At 44.0% G+C, this 20870-nt stretch carries 21 protein-coding genes; 13 read left to right on the forward strand and 8 right to left on the reverse strand.

From position 1 onward, the window contains the following. The 4 genes from KYS23_RS04785 to gpmA all read right to left on the reverse strand — a co-directional run bounded on the left by KYS23_RS04785 (nt 1) and on the right by gpmA (nt 5555). Complete coding sequence (locus KYS23_RS04785) at nt 1-2229, reverse strand: M3 family metallopeptidase (protein ID WP_218418160.1); 2229 nt, start codon at nt 2227-2229, stop codon at nt 1-3. 54 nt (nt 2230-2283) lie between these two features. Continuing rightward, the gene (folE2, locus tag KYS23_RS04790; protein WP_159528203.1) at nt 2284-3204 is read right to left on the reverse strand and encodes a GTP cyclohydrolase FolE2; all 921 of its coding nucleotides are present in this window, start codon (nt 3202-3204) and stop codon (nt 2284-2286) included. A gap of 9 nt (nt 3205-3213) precedes the next feature. Then, on the reverse strand, nt 3214-4548 hold the full coding sequence (locus KYS23_RS04795; RefSeq protein ID WP_159528205.1) for a dihydroorotase: 1335 nt from the start codon (nt 4546-4548) through the stop codon (nt 3214-3216). A gap of 260 nt (nt 4549-4808) precedes the next feature. After that, the gene (gpmA, locus tag KYS23_RS04800) at nt 4809-5555 is read right to left on the reverse strand and encodes a 2,3-diphosphoglycerate-dependent phosphoglycerate mutase (protein WP_159528207.1); all 747 of its coding nucleotides are present in this window, start codon (nt 5553-5555) and stop codon (nt 4809-4811) included. 393 nt (nt 5556-5948) lie between these two features. Between gpmA and acnA the strand changes: the two genes are divergently transcribed. Next, nucleotides 5949-8660 carry an aconitate hydratase AcnA gene (gene acnA / locus KYS23_RS04805; RefSeq protein WP_159528209.1) on the forward strand — a complete coding sequence of 904 codons (2712 nt, stop codon included), beginning with the start codon at nt 5949-5951 and terminating at the stop codon, nt 8658-8660. 99 nt (nt 8661-8759) lie between these two features. Here the strand turns inward: acnA and KYS23_RS04810 are convergent, their stop codons facing one another. Both KYS23_RS04810 and KYS23_RS04815 read right to left on the reverse strand, forming a co-directional pair. Next, nucleotides 8760-9251 (reverse strand): SEL1-like repeat protein, encoded by a 492-nt coding sequence (locus tag KYS23_RS04810; protein WP_159528211.1) that lies wholly within the window; start codon nt 9249-9251, stop codon nt 8760-8762. A 95-nt stretch (nt 9252-9346) separates the two neighbouring features. Beyond that, the gene (locus KYS23_RS04815) at nt 9347-11563 is read right to left on the reverse strand and encodes a GspE/PulE family protein (protein WP_218395670.1); all 2217 of its coding nucleotides are present in this window, start codon (nt 11561-11563) and stop codon (nt 9347-9349) included. Between the two features lie 470 nt (nt 11564-12033). On the opposite strand from KYS23_RS04815, the gene rpsJ reads away from it, so the two are divergent. The 11 genes from rpsJ to rpsQ are packed head-to-tail and all read left to right on the forward strand — an operon-like array spanning nt 12034 to nt 16976. After that, nucleotides 12034-12345: a 30S ribosomal protein S10 gene (gene rpsJ, locus KYS23_RS04820; protein WP_006012796.1), complete on the forward strand. Its 312-nt coding sequence runs from the start codon at nt 12034-12036 to the stop codon at nt 12343-12345. Between the two features lie 18 nt (nt 12346-12363). Then, nucleotides 12364-13002, forward strand: a complete 639-nt coding sequence (rplC, locus tag KYS23_RS04825) for a 50S ribosomal protein L3 (protein WP_013785735.1) — start codon at nt 12364-12366, stop codon at nt 13000-13002. 18 nt (nt 13003-13020) lie between these two features. Next, nucleotides 13021-13626: a 50S ribosomal protein L4 gene (gene rplD / locus KYS23_RS04830; protein WP_013785734.1), complete on the forward strand. Its 606-nt coding sequence runs from the start codon at nt 13021-13023 to the stop codon at nt 13624-13626. After that, nucleotides 13623-13922, forward strand: a complete 300-nt coding sequence (gene rplW / locus KYS23_RS04835; RefSeq protein WP_013785733.1) for a 50S ribosomal protein L23 — start codon at nt 13623-13625, stop codon at nt 13920-13922. Before rplD ends, rplW begins: the two co-directional genes overlap by 4 nt. A 14-nt stretch (nt 13923-13936) precedes the next feature. Then, entirely contained in the window at nt 13937-14761 is an 825-nt protein-coding gene (rplB, locus tag KYS23_RS04840) for a 50S ribosomal protein L2 (RefSeq protein WP_013785732.1), read from the forward strand. A gap of 15 nt (nt 14762-14776) precedes the next feature. Continuing rightward, nucleotides 14777-15052 (forward strand): 30S ribosomal protein S19, encoded by a 276-nt coding sequence (gene rpsS / locus KYS23_RS04845; protein ID WP_013785731.1) that lies wholly within the window; start codon nt 14777-14779, stop codon nt 15050-15052. Between the two features lie 12 nt (nt 15053-15064). Beyond that, nucleotides 15065-15397, forward strand: a complete 333-nt coding sequence (gene rplV, locus KYS23_RS04850) for a 50S ribosomal protein L22 (protein ID WP_013785730.1) — start codon at nt 15065-15067, stop codon at nt 15395-15397. Between the two features lie 9 nt (nt 15398-15406). Beyond that, nucleotides 15407-16111: a 30S ribosomal protein S3 gene (rpsC, locus tag KYS23_RS04855; protein WP_013785729.1), complete on the forward strand. Its 705-nt coding sequence runs from the start codon at nt 15407-15409 to the stop codon at nt 16109-16111. A 3-nt stretch (nt 16112-16114) separates the two neighbouring features. Continuing rightward, nucleotides 16115-16528, forward strand: coding sequence for a 50S ribosomal protein L16 (gene rplP / locus KYS23_RS04860; protein ID WP_013785728.1), 414 nt, complete (start codon nt 16115-16117; stop codon nt 16526-16528). Continuing rightward, the gene (rpmC, locus tag KYS23_RS04865; protein ID WP_013785727.1) at nt 16528-16719 is read left to right on the forward strand and encodes a 50S ribosomal protein L29; all 192 of its coding nucleotides are present in this window, start codon (nt 16528-16530) and stop codon (nt 16717-16719) included. The genes rplP and rpmC overlap by 1 nt, the downstream gene beginning before the upstream one ends. Further along, complete coding sequence (rpsQ, locus tag KYS23_RS04870; protein ID WP_013785726.1) at nt 16719-16976, forward strand: 30S ribosomal protein S17; 258 nt, start codon at nt 16719-16721, stop codon at nt 16974-16976. Before rpmC ends, rpsQ begins: the two co-directional genes overlap by 1 nt. A gap of 76 nt (nt 16977-17052) precedes the next feature. Here rpsQ and KYS23_RS04875 read toward each other — a convergent pair whose 3' ends face one another. Continuing rightward, a complete protein-coding gene (locus tag KYS23_RS04875) occupies nt 17053-18144 on the reverse strand; it encodes a glycosyltransferase family 4 protein (protein ID WP_159528215.1) in 1092 nt (363 codons plus the stop codon). Beyond that, nucleotides 18141-19175 carry a glycosyltransferase family 9 protein gene (locus KYS23_RS04880; RefSeq protein ID WP_159528217.1) on the reverse strand — a complete coding sequence of 345 codons (1035 nt, stop codon included), beginning with the start codon at nt 19173-19175 and terminating at the stop codon, nt 18141-18143. The genes KYS23_RS04875 and KYS23_RS04880 overlap by 4 nt, the downstream gene beginning before the upstream one ends. Nucleotides 19176-19318: 143 nt before the next feature. On the opposite strand from KYS23_RS04880, the gene KYS23_RS04885 reads away from it, so the two are divergent. Then, entirely contained in the window at nt 19319-20635 is a 1317-nt protein-coding gene (locus KYS23_RS04885; RefSeq protein ID WP_218418161.1) for a 3-deoxy-D-manno-octulosonic acid transferase, read from the forward strand. The last annotated feature ends 235 nt before the right edge of the window (nt 20636-20870 follow it).

Here is a 20870-nt window from a genome sequence, read left to right on the forward strand (position 1 = left end):
TTATTCAACACTTCCGTCTAAACCACGTATTTTTAACAGCGCCTCTATTTGAGGCTCACGACCTCTAAATTTTTTGTACAACGTCATCGCGTCTTCCGTGGACCCTTTCTCATAAATATGAGCCCGAAGTTTTTCTGCTAATTCTGGGTTAAATACATCTCCCGTTTCTTTAAATGCCGCAAAACCGTCAGAATCTAATACGGCTGAATGCACATAACTATAATATCCAGCAGCATAACCACTGGCGAAGATATGCGAGAAATAGGTAGATCGATAGCGCGGTGCGATTTCGTCAATTAACCCAATTTTTTCCATAGATGATTTTTCAAATTGGGCGGTATCTTGCAATTCATCGTCGGCTTTTAGTGTGTGCCAATCCATATCAAGTAGCGATGCAGCAAGGTATTCGGTGTTTGAAAAACCTTGATTGAATTTTGATGCTTTTAGCAGTTTGCTGATTAGCTCATCAGGGATAACGTCACCAGTTATATAATGGGTGGCGAATGTCTTAAGAATGGCTGGCTCTTTTGCCCAATGTTCTAAAATTTGCGCTGGGAACTCGGTAAAATCACGAGGCCCCGACGTGCCAGACATGCTTTGATAAGTGGTGTTGGTTAACAAGCCATGCAATGCGTGTCCAAACTCATGAAACAAAGTCGTCACGTCTTCAAAACTCAGTAATGCAGGATCATCTCCCACTGGGCCAGGGAAATTACACACGTTCACGACTACGGGACGCTCAACGCCATCAAGGTTAGACTGTCCCTTGAAGCTACTCATCCAAGCGCCGCCCCGTTTGTTTGAACGGGTAAAGTAATCACCAATAAAGATACCCAAATGGCTGCCGTCTTTATCTTTTACTTCCCACACTCTTGCATCGGGGTGATATACGTCGATATCGTGTAACTCAGTAAACGTTAATCCCCATAGTTTATTAGACGTATCGAAAACACCTTTCAGTACATTATCCAAAGATAAGTAGGGTTTTAAACTGGCTTCGTCTATTTCGTATTTTGCTTTACGTACTTTTTCTGAATATTGCCACCAGTCCCAAGCGGCTATGTTAAAGTCATGCCCTTCTGCATCAACCACTTCTTGCATGTCGGCGACTTCCTGCTTAGCCCGTGCCAACGCAGGTTGCCAAAGTTGCATTAGCAGGTTATACACGTCTTCCGGTGTCTTCACCATACGTTCCTCAAGTACGAAATGAGCATGAGTTTCATACCCCATGACGTGAGCGTGTTGTGCTCTTAGCTGCGCAATTTTAGCTGCTACTGTTTTGTTGTCGTTGGCATTATCGTTATTGCCTCTATCGATATAAGCTTTGTACAAGGTTTCGCGTAAATCGCGGCGCGAAGATTCAGTTAAAAAGGGATACATGCTGGAACGATGTGGGGTAAATACATATTTTTCTTGGTACTTGGCCTTCTCTTCATCAGTTTCAGCGGATTCCAGTTTTTGCTTAGCCGCGGTTGAGGCCGCCTGAATAACGCCGTTAGATAACCCTGCTAAATCTGATTCGTCGAGAATGAGTTCAAAGCCATTCGTTTCTGCCAACAGGTTCTGACCGTACTCGGTGGTTAATTGAGATAGTTGAGAATTTAGATTGGTAATTTCAGCTTTTTGGTGTTCTGATAACAGCGCCCCACTTCTGACAAACCCCTTGCGAGTATCTTCCAATAGCTTCAGCTGTTCAGCTGTTAGCGCTAGTGAATCGCGTGTTTGATAAAGCCTTTCAACACGCTCAAATAACGCTTTGTTAAGGCTGATTTTGTCATAGTGTGCCGATATAAGAGGGCTAAGCTCTCTTTGTAACTCTTGCATTTTAGGGTTCGTATTAGAGCCCGCAAGGTTGTAAAAAACACGCTGCACTTTCGACAGTAGCTTTCCAGAACGCTCTAATTCTTCAATGGTATTTTTAAAAGTGGGCGATGCGGGGTTGTTTACAATATTATTAATATCCGTCAGATGTTCCTCCATGCCTTTTTCAAATGCTGGCATGTAATGCTCATCTTTTATCTTACTAAAAGGTGGCACTTGGAAAGGAGTGGTATAGGCTTTAAAGAAAGGGTTGTCAGCGGCGACAATGGTGTTTGGGTCTACTTGCTCGCTTTCCGTTTCCATTGAAGTACCTTGCTCTATTTCAATTTGTTTAGAGCAAGAACCTAGTGCTACGACCAATGAAAATGCCAGCAACGACTTTTCAAGTTTTTTATTTATTATGCACATACTAATAGTCTCCTGTCGTTTTTCTAATTAACATTTTTCTCTTGATTGAAACTTTTACTTTATGTTCTTTTGATCAGTCACCACAGCATTGTGAGCATGCAGACTTTCTTGGTGTTCAACCTTGAACCAATAGTCGGTAATAGACTCCAGCGACTCTAAGTAGCCTTTAACACGTCTTGCGGCATCTTCGCAGAACATTAAATTTCTGCCATTTAACCGAGCAAATTCTTGTTCATCCTCACGCTTAACGGCGGTTTGCACAGGCGTTCCAATAACGTCTTCAAACTGAAAAATGAGCTTGTCTAGATTTTCAATTTGGCTTTTCAGCTGACTTTGCGACATACACATTTTGATATAGGCGTAGGAACGTTGATTGTGCGGCGTGGCTAACGAAGGCTTAGCGCAAGATAGCCATTGCAACAGCTCCGCCTTTTTCATGTTTTCATCTGGAAATCGATTAGCAATTGAGTCGGCAATCAGTTGAGTGGCAAGAGCCGCAGAACAGGGACAGGTACTTGAGTATGGAATGGTTAAATCTAGCCAGTGTTTAGACTGCTCGGCAATACGTTGATAGGTGATGGCAATCGGGTAAACCTGATATCCAGCGTTTTGACTAAGAAGCGCTTTTTTATTTAATGGGGCTTCAAAAGATAGCTTCACCTTGGCGGAATGGCTAATGCCTTGATGAGACTCTAGCATTGATGCGATAAGTTGTGCTAAGCGTTCAACGGTGATGATCTGGTTCGCCAGTTGTTCATTAAGTTGAAGGTAAAGCCTAGACATATGAATACCTTTAACATTGGTATCTAAACTCACAAATATGTCTACCGACGCAGAAGCGGCAATAACGTCTCCGCTTGATAATTTGAGCTTGACCGGAAGACCCACTTTTTCCATTCCTACCCAATTGAGGTTTTCAATTGGATGGTCAATCGAATGAGTAGTGATATCTGGAAGCGTTTCGGGTTGATACATAAATTTTTACTACGGACGATTAAATGAAAGAGGAAGTGCAACAGACGATTCATTGAAACGGTTGCCATCAAATACTTTGGTACCGTTGACGAAGGTTGCGGCAATGCTGTGGTTGAAGGTTTGACCGTTAAAGGGGGTCCATCCACATAAATAGTGACAGTTATCGTGACGCACTTCAGTGCTTTGGTTAGGAGCAACTAAAACGAAATCGGCGAAATACCCTTCGCGAATAAAACCCCGTTTGTTGATGTGATAGCGCTTCGCTGGACTATGCGATACTTTTTCTACTAGCGTTGTAAGGCTGAAAGATCCGCCTTTAGCGAGTTCTAGTAAACTAAGTAATGCATGCTGTACTAAAGGCAGGCCTGCCGGAGCCGCCATAAATTCTTGGTTTTTCTCTTTAAAAGTATGTGGCGCATGATCGGTGGCAATGATATCGATGCGATCTTCGTTTATAGACTTAATCAAAGCTAGGCGGTCTGATTCGGCCTTAATGGCTGGATTACACTTAATGAGATTCCCCAATCGGTCGTAGTCGGTTTGGTTAAACCATAAATGATGCACACAGGCTTCAGCGGTAATTTTTTTGTCTTCAATGGGGCCGGGTTGAAATAGCGACATTTCCTTCTCGGTGGTGAGGTGAAGTACATGAAGATCACTATTAAATTTTTTTGCCAAGTTTACGGCATATGAGGAAGACTGATAGCATGCTTCGGCATCACGTATTAAGGGGTGATCGGCGGCCGTTAAGGTTGTTTTTTGGTGGCTGATTCTGGCAAGGTTTTGGTTTATAACATCCCCTTTCTCACAATGCGCCACAATAAGGGTAGGGCAATCTCTAAAAATCCTTTCAAGTGCATTTGGGTGTTCAACCAATAAATCGCCTGTAGATGCCCCCATGAATACCTTTATGCCACATACCCAGCTAGGGTCGATACGCTTTATCTGCTCAATATTGTCTGGCGTTGCACCTAAGTAAAACGAATAGTTTGCTAAAGAAGATTGTTTAGCAATATCGTGTTTTGCCTTAAGCGCTTCAAGGGTGGTTGTTGAAGGTTTTACATTGGGCATTTCCATATAGCTGGTAATGCCGCCAGCTACCGCCGCGCACGATTCAGTTGCGATGGTACCTTTATTTACCAAGCCCGGTTCACGAAAATGCACCTGATCGTCAATCATACCAGGGAGCAATAACAAACCCTCTGCTTCATGAACTAGGTCACCGCGCTGAACTGTAATATTGTTTTCAATTTTACTGATAAGCCTATTTTCAATCGATAAATCAGCGTCGAAAATATTACCTTCGTTTATTACTTTGGCGTTTTTAATTATCTGTTTTTGCATAATTTAAATTTAGGAAAATGAGTTGATTAGAATCTTTTCATCGAAGTCTAATGACGTTTTAATTATGTTATAACATAACATATAGCGGCGAGGGAAGGATGCTGTTTACCGATTTTGAAGAAACCGAAAATTACGCCAGTTATATATTTTTCTGGCATTGAGGTTTATTTAGTGAGGGAAAGGTACAAAAAAGCCGCAGATATTATCCGCGGCTTTTAACATTATATACAGCAAGTAAAATGCGTTTACTTGGCTTTTGATTATTTAGCTTTGCCTTGCTTAGCAACGGCATCCATCATCGCTTTAATCGCTTCTGGATCGCCTAGGTATTCTTTAGAGATAGGCTTCAAGTTTTCGTCTAGCTCATAAACCAAAGGTACGCCGGTTGGAATATTTAGGCTTAGTACGTCTTCATCAGACATACCATCTAAGTATTTAACTAATGCACGAAGGCTATTGCCGTGAGCCGCGATAATAACGCGCTTGCCAGCTTGAATATCAGGGCGAATAACATCGTGCCAGTAAGGAAGTACACGCTCGATGGTCATCTTCAAGCTTTCACCGCGAGGAAGAATCTCGGCATCAACGTTATTGTAACGACGATCAACCCCTGGGAAGTGTTCGCTGTCAGTATCGACTGCTGGTGGTGGAATATCGAAACTACGACGCCAAACTTTAACTTGCTCTTCACCATGCTTAGCAGCCGTTTCAGCTTTGTCTAACCCTGTAAGCGCACCGTAGTGACGCTCGTTCAAACGCCAGTGACGTTCAACAGGTAGGTAATGTTGACCCATTTCTTCCAAAGAGATATTCAACGTTTTGATAGCACGAAGCAATACAGACGTGTAAGCCTGATCGAATTCAAAACCTGCTTCTTTCATCAACTGACCAGCGGTTTTAGCTTGTGCTACACCTGTGTCAGTTAAGTCGACGTCGTGCCAACCAGTGAAACGATTTTCAAGGTTCCACTGACTTTCTCCATGACGAATAAGTACCAGTTTATACATAGTAAGGTTACCTGCGGCGTTAAAGTGAAAATGTCCAACGAATGCCAATGAAATGGTGCGTCAGACGGATACGAAAAAAGATGAACGCTATCATCGTTGATCGGCAACGAAAAATCCAGTTTCGAAAAGCCAAGTTTAACAGGTAAGACTAGCCAAGTAGCACAGCAGCCCCCTTTAGATACAACCTAACTGCTAGGCTAACGGTATGAAATCAACATGAACTTTTTTTCACTTTGTTACCGTATACAGCTATAAGTGAGAGTGGGTAGGAGCGCTAATTCATTCCAGTGTGGAATAGAAGTGCGAAATAGCACTGCAATTCATCTATTGATAGCGCTTCCTGAGTTGCTCCTAAAACTATATTTATGACAGGCAAATAAGGATGGTGAGCGCGTGAAATATCAATCTTTTTCCAATATCGATGTCGATGGCAATTCCTTCAAGGCAATTAGCTTTGACAAAGTAAATGAGAACTTTGCGCTCGACCGATTACCCTACTGTATTAAAATCCTTCTTGAAAACTTACTTCGTCACGAAAACGAAGAGTTTGTAACCAGTGACGACATTGAACAAGTCGCTACGTGGAATACGGAAAATCATGTTGAACATGAAGTCTCTTTCGTTCCAGCTAGGGTTATCTTGCAAGACTTCACTGGTGTGCCAGCTATTGTTGATTTGGCTGCCATGCGCGATGCGGTTAACAAGCTTGGCGGCGATGCAAAATCCATTAATCCGTTAAACCCCGTAGAGTTAGTGATTGACCATTCAGTAATGGTTGATTTCTTCGCAGAAGAAAATGCGTTAGAAAAAAACACTGACGTTGAAATTGAGCGAAATAAAGAGCGTTACCAATTTTTAAAGTGGGGGCAATCTAGCTTCGATAATTTCAAAGTAGTCCCTCCAGGTCGAGGCATTGTTCACCAAGTTAACCTTGAATACCTTGCCCGTGTTGCCTTCACGAAACAAGAGGGTGACGATACCTTAGTGTATCCCGATACGCTAGTAGGTACCGATTCGCACACCACTATGATTAATGGCCTTGGCGTATTAGGCTGGGGGGTAGGCGGTATTGAAGCTGAAGCGGCTATGTTGGGCCAACCCGTTACCATGCTACTTCCAAAAGTTGTGGGGTTTCGTTTAGACGGTGAGCTACCTACCGGTGTGACCGCGACGGATATGGTGTTAACAATCACCCAGCAACTTCGTGCACATGGCGTTGTGGGTAAGTTCGTAGAATTCTATGGCCCAGGCTTGAAGCATTTAACCACTGCCGATCGCGCCACTATTGCCAATATGGCACCGGAATATGGCGCAACCTGTGGCATATTTCCCATTGATGCAGTCGCGCTAGATTATTTGCGCTTAACCGGGCGTGACGAATCCCAGATTGAACTTGTTGAAGCCTACGCGAAAGAAAGTTCCCTATGGCACGATGATTTCACTAAAGATGCGGAATATCACGAGACGCTAGAACTAGACTTAAATGATGTTGTCCCTTCTATTGCTGGGCCAAAACGCCCCCAAGATAGGATTGCATTAGATAATGCGGCTAAAGCATTCAATGAATGGCATCGCTCACAAATTGATGTGAAAGTGTTAGACGAGGAAACAGAGTTTGTCGCTGAAGGCGGCGCAGTACCAGAAGTGAATGAAGAGCACGACTCCTATGTAGAATTTCGTGGAAATAAATTTAACTTAGAAGATGGCGCCATTGTTATTGCGGCTATTACCAGTTGTACCAACACATCAAACCCCTCGGTGCTTATTGGAGCAGGGTTACTAGCGAAAAAAGCGGCGGAAAAAGGCTTAACCCGGAAGCCTTGGGTAAAAACCTCTTTAGCCCCTGGGTCGCAGGTGGTGACTCAGTACCTTGAAGATGCAAACCTGATGGACCCACTAGAAGCACTCGGTTTCAACCTTGTGGGTTATGGTTGCACCACCTGTATTGGTAACTCAGGCCCCTTGCCTGATGCGATCAGCGATGCCATTAAAAAGGCCAAGCTTACTGTTACCTCTGTATTGTCAGGGAACCGTAACTTCGAAGGTCGTATTCATTCAGACGTTGCGGCTAATTATTTAGCATCCCCGCCGTTGGTCGTGGCCTATGCCTTAGCCGGTAATATGAATATTGATATTACTAAAGAGCCATTAGGGTTAGGCAGCAATGGCGAGCCGGTGTATTTAAAAGATATCTGGCCTAGTGAAGATGAAATTCAAAGCCATATTGCGGAACATGTCACTAGTGATATCTTCAAAGCAAAATACGCCGACGTATTTAAAGGCAGTGGTGTGTGGAATGACCTAACGGTAAGTTCAACATCGGTATACGACTGGCCTGATTCTACCTATATTAAACATCCGCCATTTTTCCAAACAATGGGCGAAGAACCCGAAGCACTGAGTGCTATCGAGAACGCGCGATGCTTGGTAAAAGTGGGCGATTCAATCACCACAGACCATATTTCTCCGGCAGGCGCGATAGCGCCAGACAGTCCTGCAGGTGAATACTTGCAAGCAGAAGGGGTAAATACCAAAGACTTTAATTCTTATGGTTCTAGACGAGGTAACCACGAAGTGATGATGCGAGGTACCTTTGCTAATGTTCGTTTGCAGAATCAATTAGCGCCGGGTACGAAGGGCAGTGCAACTACCCACTACCCAAGCGGTGATGCAATGTCTATCTACCATGCTGCTATGCGTTATAAAGAAGAAGGAGTTGGCGCTGTTGTCGTCGGCGGGAAAGAATATGGCACTGGTTCTAGCCGAGATTGGGCAGCAAAAGGGCCTTCATTGATGGGCGTGAAAGCCGTTATGGTGGAAAGCTATGAACGTATTCATCGTTCTAACCTAATTGGTATGGGCATATTACCGTTGCAGTTTAAACCCGGCGACAGTGCGAGTAGTTTGGGTATAAATGGCAACGAAACCTTTTCAATTGGGCCGGTAAGCCGAGATCAAAAAGAAGTGGATGTAACCGTAACGTCTGATGCAGGCGAGTCGCAAACGTTCTCGATGGATATTCGAATCGATACATCGAACGAATTCACTTATTTCGAAAACGGCGGTATTTTGCACTATGTTATTCGCCAATACTTGAAGAAATAGTGATTGGATAAAAAGCGGCGTTAAGCGTTTTAGTATGCTGGCGAACCAAAGTAAAAAGCCCGATGAAATATCGGGCTTTTATGTAGCGTAACGGATAAATTAATAGAATCGCTTAGAGCAGATTATCTCTTTAATGTTAGAGCCAATTGCCGCACGTTTTTCGCAGCGTAAGTCTTGCGCTTTCGCGCCATACAATGCAATGTGTTCATCTACATAGGGTTGCATCGAGGTCTTAAAATCTTCTGGCAAAGCGTCACGAATAGAACGAAAAGAACGATTCCACTCAGCTGTTTTTTGTTCCATAGCGACTTTTAACCATAACCAACCTTCTTCATAATTAGGCTCGATACCCCACCCCTGAAAATACATTTGAGCTAAGTAATACTGAGATGATTTATTACCTAATTTCGCGCCTTCTAATAATTTAGTATAGGCTTCATCATATTTTTCAGCTTTCAGCGCATACAAACCACCTTCAACAATCGAAAGATATTCACTCTTCCACATTTTGTCTTTGGTGCTCGATTGGGCTTCTGCCGCCGTTGATATTAGTGTGCTAGTGCATAACAACGCAAAAACTATTGCTTTCATATTGGTTTCCTTTCCTTTAGTGATAAACGTATTAGTATTATTTATACTGTTACAGCTAAATCTTCAAAATTAGAGTGTTAGTAAATATTTCATGGTTAGTCGCCGCCCACGATTTGTACCTGTGGAATATCGGTGTCGCCCTTAATAACTTTACAAATAGCATCTTGTACTAAGGTTCGCATACCATCTTGGGTAGCTTGTTTTTTCATTTCTGCAACACTGGCTTCTTTGTAAACCAAAGAGCGTAGCTCAGGTGTCATTCCTAGTAGCTCATGAACCCCTGTTCTGCCTTTGTAGCCCGTGTTACCACACTCTTCGCAGCCTTTTGCCCTGTAGAGTTTGAGTGGAGAAGGCAACGCTAATTCATCTAGCATCTGCGCGCCGTACTGCCGTTTAATGAAGGCCATGTCAGTATCACTGGCTACATACTCTTCCTTACACTTACCACAAAGGGTTCGAATAAGACGCTGGGCTAATATACCTACACAGGCATCTGAGAAGTTAACAGGATCTAACCCTAAATCCAATAGACGTGTAATGGTCTCTGGGGCAGAGTTGGTATGCAGGGTAGATAACACCAAGTGACCAGTAAGAGAAGCTTCAATGCCAGCATGAGCTGTTTCTTTGTCACGCATCTCACCAATAAGAATAATATCGGGGTCGGCACGCAAAAATGCCCGTAGGGCGTTAGCAAAAGTGAAGCCTATTTTGGGGCTTACCTGCACCTGTTGTAAACCGGGTTGAGTAATCTCTACGGGGTCTTCTGCTGTCCATATTTTCTTTTCTGGGGTGTTTAGGTAACCCAAAATAGCATGCAAGGTAGTGGTTTTACCGGAACCAGTTGGGCCCACCACTAATAAGATGCCATGTGGCTTTTTAATCATGTCTTCTAAGCGCTTCAAATTGGTAGGCGCTAAGTTCATTTTCTCGATAGGCATGGCACCACCAGACGCGAGCAAACGCATTACCACGCCTTCGCCGGCGACAGTAGGGATAGTCGCCACACGTACTTCTACCAGTTGCCCATTCATTTTGAAAGCAAGTTTACCGTCTTGAGGTACACGCTTCTCTGCAATGTTTAGGTTAGACATAATTTTAATACGGGCAATAACCGCATTGTGGTGGGAGTTAGGCACCTTGTTCATGTCGCGGCATACACCGTCAACGCGCATTCTTACACGAGTAGGGGCATTCTTCTCTGGATCGATATGAATATCAGACGCGCCAAGGCGTTTTGCATCGTGTAATACACGGCTAACCAAACGTACTACCGCAGGCGCATCGTCGGAAAGCTCATCGACATGTTCGTCGTTTTCCTCGCTTGATAAACCAATTTCATCAAGAATTTCATTCATGTCACCTGGGGCGCTACCGCCGCCACCTTCACCTAAATACTGGAGTATTTGATGAGGCAAGCCAACCGCAATTTCATAGCTTTCAATACCCAATGCGCTTTCTGTTTCCATCAACAGCGCGGCATTGTTAGGCTCTGCCATTAACACAATAGGGTTGTCTTCCACATCAGAAATAACCGCAACATGATTACGTTTAAGATAAGAGAGGTTTAGTTTACTTTCACCTTCATAACGATGATATTTATCAGGTAAATAGCCAATAAAGGGAACCTGATAATGAATAGAAAGTGAATGCCCAATTTCATGCTCAGGTACGCGATGCTCAGACATCAACCCCTGTACAATAGTGCGGGTGTCATTAGAGGTAGATAGCAGTGCTTTTAACGCAGGTTCGTTTATTAAGCCTTTATGGAGTAGAGAATCAAACGGATTGTTTGTACCACCAAGTTCATAGCGAAATTTAGCCCCTAATACTAATGCTAAATCATTTGCACGGGTTAAATCATTATCATCAAAACTGCCGTGTTGTTTATTGATAATTTGCATCACGCCCATTAACACGCCGGCATTAAGAATAGGCACACATAAAATGTTAGTGGTTTTAAAGTCGTTATCTTTATCAAACTTATCAGCAAACCGTAAACGCGGGTGAATAGCTTTAAGCTCTGCAGTGTTATAAGGGTCAGCTATGAGTAAAGGCAGTTGTGAGATAGCGACATAGCCCGCAATAGACATGGGGCTAATAGGCACCTTAATCTCTAGGGTTTCTTTACCCGTTTTAAAGCGAGCGACCAAGTCTTGGTGTTGTCGGCGGCGCTGAAAGATGCTCATACGGGTAGCACCAAACATGTTAAGGATGATGGGCTCTAGCAAACTGTAAGCATCTAATAAAGACGAGTGGTTATTCAGAATGCGTTTAACATGAGTGAAAATATGCTGACTGTCTTCTACTTCCATAGTGTTCTTAGCACAGCGTAACGCTGCTATATCCAAATTTGATTAAACATTGTGGCATTCGTTTTACCACCTTATAGGTATAGCGCTTTAACGGCAATACTACTTACCTCAAGGTAGCTCAACAATAGCGTAACTTTACATTACCTGTTAAAAAGAAGCAGCTGTACTTAAGTCATAGATTTGCAATTAATGTGTACAAAAAGCGATCTAGCGGTTGCAATGTATCCTGCCTTCTGTATAATTCGCGCCCACTGCCCAAATAGGGCAATGTTTCTAACCGCGACCTCACTGCTTTTAGGGTGGTTGCCAGCGTAGCAAGCGAAATCGATAAGATAAGACTGCTACAGGCGTGTTAGGAAAAAGAACAGGGTTCCAATTGGGAACCATCGGTTTACGCACATCTTTTCTTTCCAGAATAAAGTGGAAGAGAAAAGGTGAATTTTTTTGTTCTTTCGATTGGAGCTTAATCGATGCCAAATCAAAGAATTCGTATTCGTTTGAAAGCGTTTGATCACAAGTTGATCGATCAGTCTACGGCTGAAATCGTTGAAACGGCGAAACGTACTGGTGCTCAGGTCAGCGGTCCTATTCCTCTGCCTACTCGCAAAGAACGCTATACAGTATTGACATCTCCTCACGTAAATAAAGATGCACGTGATCAATATGAGATTCGTACTCACAAGCGTTTAGTAGACATCATTGAGCCAACTGATAAAACAGTTGACGCATTGATGCGTTTGGACTTGGCTGCCGGTGTTGATGTTCAAATCAGCCTGGGCTAACAAGAGAGGGTAATAACAATGGCGATTGGTCTAGTCGGTCGTAAAGTGGGTATGACTCGCATCTTCACTGAAGATGGTACGTCTATCCCTGTGACTGTTATTGAAGCGACCCCAAACCGTGTTACTCAGTTACGTACTGAAGAACTTGACGGTTATCGCGCTCTTCAGGTTACTACTGGAAGCAAGAAAACGAACCGCGTTAACAAAGCTGAAGCAGGTCATTTTGCTAAAGCTGGTGTTGAAGCAGGTCGTGCTCTAGTAGAATTCCGCCTGGAAGATAACGAAGGTGGCGATATTGAAGTAGGCAGTGAAATCACTGTTGAAATCTTTAACGACACTAAAAAGATTGATGTCACTGGTACATCAAAAGGTAAAGGTTTTGCTGGCGCGATCAAACGTTGGAACTTTAGTTCACAGCGTATGACTCACGGTAACTCTTTGTCTCACCGTGCACCTGGTTCGATTGGCCAAAACCAATCACCTGGTAAAGTTTTCAAAGGTAAGAAAATGGCTGGTCAGCTTGGTAACAAGCAAGTGACTACCCAATCTTTGGAAGTGGTACGTGTAGACGTAGAAAACAGCCTAATCCTTGTTAAAGGTGCCGTACCTGGCGCAACTGGCGGCGATGTAATCGTTAAGCCAGCTGTTAAAGCGTAACGTCTGGGGAGTGAACTGATGGAATTAACATTGAAAGATGCGCAAAGCGCTCTTGAAGTATCCGAAGCGACCTTTGGACGTGAATTCAACGAAGCCTTGGTACACCAAGTCGTTGTAGCTTACGGTGCAGGTGCTCGTCAGGGTACAAAGGCGCAGAAGACTCGCGCTGAAGTACGTGGTGGTGGTAAGAAGCCATGGCGTCAAAAAGGCACAGGTCGTGCTCGTGCTGGTACTATCCGCAGCCCAATTTGGGTTGGTGGTGGTCGTGCATTCGCAGCCAAGCCTCGTGACTTTGATCAAAAAGTTAACAAGAAAATGTATCGTGGTGCTATCAAAAGCATCTTGTCTGAACTAATCCGTCAAGACCGTTTGGTTGTGGTAGAGAAGTTTGGTGTGGAAGCACCTAAGACAAAAGAACTTATTGCTAAGCTTAACGACTATGAACTAAATGATGTTCTTATCGTTACTGCTGATGTTGATGAGAACTTGTTCCTAGCGGCACGCAACTTGTACAAAGTTGACGTACGTGATGTTGCAGGCATCGACCCAGTAAGTTTGATTGCATTTGAAAAAGTGCTAATTACAGCTGATGCGGTTAAACAACTTGAGGAGGCGTTAGCATGAAAGAAGAACGTCTACTGAAGGTGCTTTTAGCACCGCATGTTTCAGAAAAGTCTACTATGGCTGCTGAAGCAAGCAACACGGTTGTATTTAAAGTAGCGAAAGATTCGAACAAAGCTGAAATCAAAGCTGCAGTTGAAAAACTGTTTGAAGTTGAGGTTGAAGGTGTTCGTACTGTAAACGTTAAGGGTAAAACCAAGCGTCACGGTCAGTCTTTCGGTAAACGCAGTGACTGGAAAAAGGCCTACGTGGTTCTTAAAGAAGGTCAGGACATCGACTTTGTCGGTGGCGCTGAGTAAGAAGGGGATTAGAAATGCCATTATTGAAAGCTAAGCCAACTTCTGCCGGTCGTCGTCACGTTGTTCAGGTTACTAACCCTGACCTTCACAAAGGCGCGCCTTACGCACCTTTGCTTGAAAAGAACAGCAAATCTGGCGGTCGTAACAACCATGGTCGTATTACAACTCGTCATATTGGTGGTGGTCATAAACAACACTACCGTTTGATTGACTTTAAACGCAACAAAGACGGCATTCCAGCCGCTGTTGAGCGTTTAGAATACGATCCTAACCGTTCTGCTAACATTGCACTAGTATTGTATGCAGATGGTGAGCGTCGTTACATTCTGGCTCCAAAGGGTATGAAAGCGGGTGATGCAATCCAGTCTGGTTCGGATGCTCCGATCAAGTCTGGTAACACATTGCCAATGCGTAATATCCCAGTAGGTTCTGTTGTACACGCAATTGAAATGAAGCCTGGTAAAGGTGCACAAATTGCACGTTCTGCCGGTGCTTATGCTCAGATCCTAGCACGTGACGGAAACTACGTTACCTTGCGTCTACGTTCTGGCGAAATGCGTAAAGTACTATCTGATTGCCGCGCCACCATTGGTGAAGTAGGCAATGCAGAGCACATGCTGCGTTCACTGGGTAAAGCCGGTGCAACCCGCTGGCGTGGTGTTCGTCCTACAGTTCGTGGTGTTGCCATGAACCCAGTAGACCACCCACACGGTGGTGGTGAAGGACGCACGTCGGGTGGTCGTCATCCAGTATCTCCTTGGGGTGTTCCTACTAAAGGTAAGAAAACCCGAAGTAACAAGCGTACCGATAAACTTATCGTACGTCGTCGTAATAAGTAACAGCGAGGATTCACCATGCCACGTTCTCTCAAGAAGGGTCCATTTATTGACCTTCACTTGCTGAAGAAGGTAGAGGCTGCAGTGGAAAAGAACGAACGTAAACCAATTAAGACTTGGTCTCGTCGTTCTATGATCATCCCAGATATGATTGGGTTGACCATTGCGGTCCATAACGGTCGCCAGCACGTTCCAGTCATCATCAGCGATGAAATGGTCGGCCACAAGTTGGGCGAATTTGCGCCAACGCGTACTTACCGCGGCCATGTCGCGGATAAGAAAAGCAAACGATAAGGGGTAGGATAAATGGAAGCATTAGCTAAACACCGTTTTGCCCGCTCGTCTGCTCAAAAAGCACGCTTGGTAGCGGATCAAATTCGCGGTATGCACGTTGAGAAAGCGCTTGAGCTACTTACGTACAGCCCGAAGAAAAGCGCAGCGCTGGTTAAGAAAGTTTTGGAATCTGCGATTGCAAATGCAGAACACAATGAAGGCGCTGACATCGACGAATTAGTCGTTGCCAAAGTTTTCGTTGACGAAGGTCCAACTATGAAACGTATCAAGCCACGTGCCAAAGGCCGTGCAGATCGTATCTTTAAGCGTAGCAGTCACATCACTGTGGTTGTAGCGGATAACTAGGAGTAGATAATGGGACAGAAGGTACATCCTACAGGTATACGCCTGGGTATCAGTAAACCATGGACTTCTACCTGGTACGCTAATACTGGTGACTATGCGGATAACCTGTATAACGATCATCAGGTACGTAAGTATCTGACTAAACAGCTTAAAAGCGCTTCACTTTCTAAAATCGTGATCGAGCGTCCTGCTAAGAGCATCCGTGTGACTATTCACACTGCTCGTCCAGGCGTTGTAATCGGTAAAAAAGGTGAAGATGTAGAGAAGCTTCGCGCCTATGTTTCTAAGCTAGCCGGTGTGCCAGCTCAGATTAACATTGCAGAAGTTCGCAAGCCTGAGCTTGACGGACAACTGGTTGCCGACAGTATCTCTAGCCAGCTAGAACGTCGTGTAATGTTCCGTCGTGCTATGAAGCGCGCGGTACAAAACGCAATGCGTCTTGGTGCTAAGGGTATTAAAGTTGAAGTAAGCGGCCGTTTGGGCGGAGCAGAAATTGCTCGTTCTGAATGGTACCGTGAAGGTCGCGTACCTCTGCACACTTTCCGTGCAGATATCGATTACGCAACTTCAGAAGCTGCAACTACCTACGGTATTATTGGTGTGAAGGTATGGATCTTCAAAGGTGAAGTTCTGGGCGGTTTGCCTACAACTCAAGAGCAAGCTCCGCCTGCTCAACCTAAGAAGAAAGGCCGCAACTCTAAGCGTGAGGGCTAAATCATGTTACAACCAAAGCGTACGAAATTTCGTAAAATGCATAAAGGTCGTAACCGTGGTCTTGCCATTGCGGGGAGCAAGGTAAGCTTCGGTACTTATGGCCTGAAAGCAGTTGGCCGTGGTCGTATGACCGCTCGCCAAATCGAAGCAGCGCGTCGTGCTATGACTCGTCACGTTAAGCGTCAAGGTAAAATTTGGATTCGAGTTTTCCCTGACAAGCCAATTACTGAGAAGCCTCTTGAAGTGCGTCAAGGTAAAGGTAAAGGTAACGTTGAGTACTGGGTATGCCAAATTCAACCTGGACGTGTACTTTATGAGATGGAAGGTGTTCCTGAGTCTCTAGCACGCGAAGCGTTTGAATTGGCAGCGGCTAAACTGCCATTTAAGACAACCTTTGTAACTCGGACGGTGATGTAATGAAAGCGACTGAACTGAAAGAAAAAAGCGTAGAAGAGCTGAACGCAGAGTTGATTAACCTGCTACGCGAACAGTTCAACTTGCGCATGCAGCACTCAACTGGTCAACTTGAAAAGACTGACCAATTGAGAACTGTACGTCGTAACATCGCGCGTGTTAAAACCATTCTGACTCAAAAGGCTGATGCGTAATGACTGAACAAAAAGTTCGTACAGTGCAAGGTCGTGTGGTTAGCAACAAGATGGATAAAACCATTACTGTTGTTGTTGAGCGTTTTGTAAAGCACCCTATCTACGGGAAGTTCATCAAACGTTCTACTAAACTTCACGCCCACGATGAAGAAAACGTATGTAACCAAGGCGACGTAGTCACTATTAGTGAATGTCGTCCATTGTCTAAAAGTAAAAATTGGACATTGGTTAGCGTTGTAGAAAAAGCTGGCGTTTAATCGCTAACTTTTCTTACGATTGAAAAAGCCGCTCTTGAGCGGCTTTTTTATTGCTTAAAATTTAACAATGCAATACTTATGATGGCTGGGTCACGGTCAAGTACAGCTCGCTATAACTGGCAGCCATTTCGTTAGTACTGAAATGCCCTTTTACATGTTGATACAACTGATTGCCCAAGGTATCGCGGGTTTGCTTGTTATTCACCAGCGTAATTAAGGCGTCGGCTATTTCATCGATATTCCCTGGCGTTACCATTAGCCCTGTTTCTTCGTGCTCAATAATTTCAGGAATACCGCCTACTGGCGTAGATACCACTGCACGCTTACACGCTCCGGCTTGAAGAAGAATAACACCTAAACCCTCCGCATAAGCGGGGTGAACCACTATATCAACACTGGGCAGAATTTTACTAACTTCCTCGGTAAAGCCGCACAGCTTTACGTGTTCGGTAAGCAAATGTCGGTCGATAAGCGCTTGGTAGCTTTCTTTGAGATTCCCTTTGCCGAATAGTAAGCAACTCACTTTAGGGTTATTTTGAACCACTTTCTCCATGGCTAAAATAATATCAGCTTGGCCTTTACGAGATATAAGCTGAGCAAAGTTAGCAATAACGGTATGGTCTGAAGGAATGGAGAAGGTTTCACTTAGCCAGGCTTTGTCACCAGGCTTCGAAAACTCTCTAAAATCTACTGACGAGTGAATAACCGGTTGGTGTTTGACTGCTTCACAGTGATGACTTACCACATTAAACACGCCCTCAGAAATACTCGCTACAGCAGCAAACTGACTGTATTTATAAGTGGCAAACAGTGATTCTGGGTTATCTACTCGTCGTGTGCATATAGCGGGAATGCCTGTTATCTTGGCTACCATGGCGCCAAAAACATCCGCTCCACGGCGACTATGTACATGGATGACATCGGCGTTAATTTTACGGGCGATGTTAACCATGCGCTTTACGGCAAATAAGTCTGTTTCTCCGCGATAGGCAATGGTATGCGTTTGGCAACCCGCAAGAGGCACCGATGCAATTTTACTGTCTTCTGGACATATTAAGTGGTTTTCGTAATCAAAATGATGGTTCAATGAATCTAACAAGTAGACAACTTGTTTAGCGCCGCCATACAAGTTTCTGCCCAACTCTATATGCAAAATCTTTAAGCTCACAAGTATTCCTTCACAATGGTAAAAACTTCTTCTGGGCGAATCAATGCCATACAGTCAAATGTACCATTGCACGTTGGTTTACGCTTACATGGCGCACAGACTAGGTTTTTATATAATACATGAGTGTTGGCATTATCAGTATATGTATACGGACAGGTAGACCCAAAAAGCGCAACTGTAGGGCGAAGAAAAGTAACCGCCATGTGTGTTAGGCCGGTATCAACGCCAATAAAGGCCTGAGACTGTTTAACGGCCACGGCTGATTCTGCTAACGATACGTGTCCCGCTAATGAATAAACATCACCTTCAATGAAGGTTAATGACTCAGCATCGCAGCTATCTGAAGGGCCGCCTAGAATGACAATAGGCATATTACTGTGCTGACGGATAAGCGTGATAAGTTGCTTCCAATGATTAATTGGCCAGTGCTTTTGCGGGCGAGTAGTAAAAGGGGCAAGTACAATATAATCGCCATTTACCGACAGTGCACCTAGCGTGCCCTGAAGCTTTTGTGTTGCAGCTTCCCCCATTTCAATATGTAGTTCGTAAGAATGCGCTCCCATATGCTTTGCTAAATATCGATACTCGCTACTGATTTGGTTTGATATTGGTTTATCTATAGTGTCGGTTAAGAAACGTTGGCTTTGCTCTTTACTATTAAAACCAATTCGGACACCTGCACCACTGAGATAGGCTAAAAAAGCACTTTTAAGTAAGCCTTGGGCATCAATGGCGAGGGTAAAGCCTTTCTCGTGAAGCTGTCGGCGAAATGCCAAAACCGATTTAAGCAAAGACCAATAGGCGCGCTTTTTACCAAACTCTCTCCATTCGCTTTTGGGCCACACGAGAATGTCATCAACAAAAGGGTGGTGTTGTATTAGCCCTGCATACGGCTTTTCAACTAACCAGGTAACTCGAGCATTTGGAAGAGCCGCTTTAATGCTGGACGGAAGGCCTGAGGCCATTACAATGTCACCAATAGCGCTAAGCCTGATTAAAAGTACGTTTGGCTGGGTTGCAGTAGAGCACATAAAACTTACATGTAGACGAGTTATAATGGGTGAGTAAACCACATAATAGCGTCAGTTTGATGACGACCTAGCAGAGCGTTACGCATTTGATTTTCAGCGATACGAGCCTGTCGAGCAGCCAAGAATAAAAATAGGAATTACTAATGATAAGAGGCGGTAAAGAAGCCGAATACAGACCTACATTACTAGAAGATATCTGTCGCTGGCTTTACTCCTGTGTATTATTTTGCATTATCCCTTTCGCATTTATCCAACTAATGCGCCGAGGTGCGACAAGAAATAAAGAATATAATCAACGTCGGTTTGAGCGATTCGGTTTTGTTGCGAGGCCCCATAAAACTAACGGTTATCTGTTTCACTGTGTTTCGGTTGGTGAAGTGGTGGCTGCATCTTGCTTAATAAAGCGCATCATTCAGGCTGAGCCAGATACGCAGATTACGGTGACCACTACTACACCCACAGGTTCGGCAAGGGTGCGGGATATTTTTGGTAATACGGTACACCATTTTTACTTACCCTATGACTTGCACACGGCTATGGCTGCAATGATAAAGCGCATTAAACCTAAAGCGGTGCTTATTACTGAAGTCGAATTATGGCCTAATTTTGTACATGCTTGCTGGAAGCGCCACATACCGATAATGGTGATTAATGCGCGTATGACGGATAGGTCAGCTAAGCGCTACATGAAGATAAGTAAACTGTTTAAACCCATGTTAAACAAACTTTCTCATATATGTACTCAAGGTCAGCGTGATTACGATAATTACCTTGCACTAGGTATGCCTGAAACACGAATGACCCAAACTAATAATATTAAGTTTGACCAAGCTGCATCCACAACGCATCAAAGCAAAGGGTTCATGGGCCTTTCACTAACAGACGGCCCAATATTAGTTGCTGGCAGTACCCACGATCTTGAAGAGCAAGCCATGATTGATGCGTTGAAGATACTCGGATCGTTAATCGCAGTTAATCTTCGCTTGCTATTAGTACCTCGTCACCCTGAACGGTTTGATACCGTCGCTAAGCTATTAGAGCAAAACGAGCTTGAATACGTTCGAACAAGTAACATTGATGCTATATCTCCAGAGACGAAAGTTATTTTGCTTGATGAAATGGGGAAATTGAATAGTGCTTATAGCGTAGCTAGTTTCGCATTTGTAGGGGGCTCGATTACAAATCGAGGTGGGCATAACGCGTTAGAGCCTGCCGCCTTTTCTATTCCCATCATGATGGGGCCACATACCTATAACAACCCAGTAATTTGTGAGTATTTGGCAGAGCGTGGGGCGCTTACAAAAATAACTAACGCAGAAGAAATTGCTCGGCAATGTGAGGCTTGGATCAACGCCCCGATGAAACGTGAGGAAGCTGGAAAAGCCGGCCGGAAAGTTTTAGAGGAAAACAGTGGTGCATTGGATAAAACGCTAGCGGTTATAAAACGTAATGTAGGTTAATCTTACTTATAAATATCAATTGGTTAATTTTAGCTCACCAAAGTTGTGCGCACATTGCACCAAGGTTTTTCTTTGCACCTTTATAACAGCCCGTTATTTTACGCAGAAATACATAAGGTATTGAAAATATTGTGAAATAACAAAGTGGTCTGTTCTTTGCTTTTATAACGCCGACAGCGTAGTTACGGTAAAATATAAACAATTATGCTTCTCATGAAGAAGCACTGAACTGCGC

Origin of the sequence: Alteromonas lipotrueae (genome assembly GCF_019249255.1) — a bacterium.
In the GTDB taxonomy this organism is placed as follows: Bacteria; Pseudomonadota; Gammaproteobacteria; order Enterobacterales; family Alteromonadaceae; genus Alteromonas; species Alteromonas lipotrueae.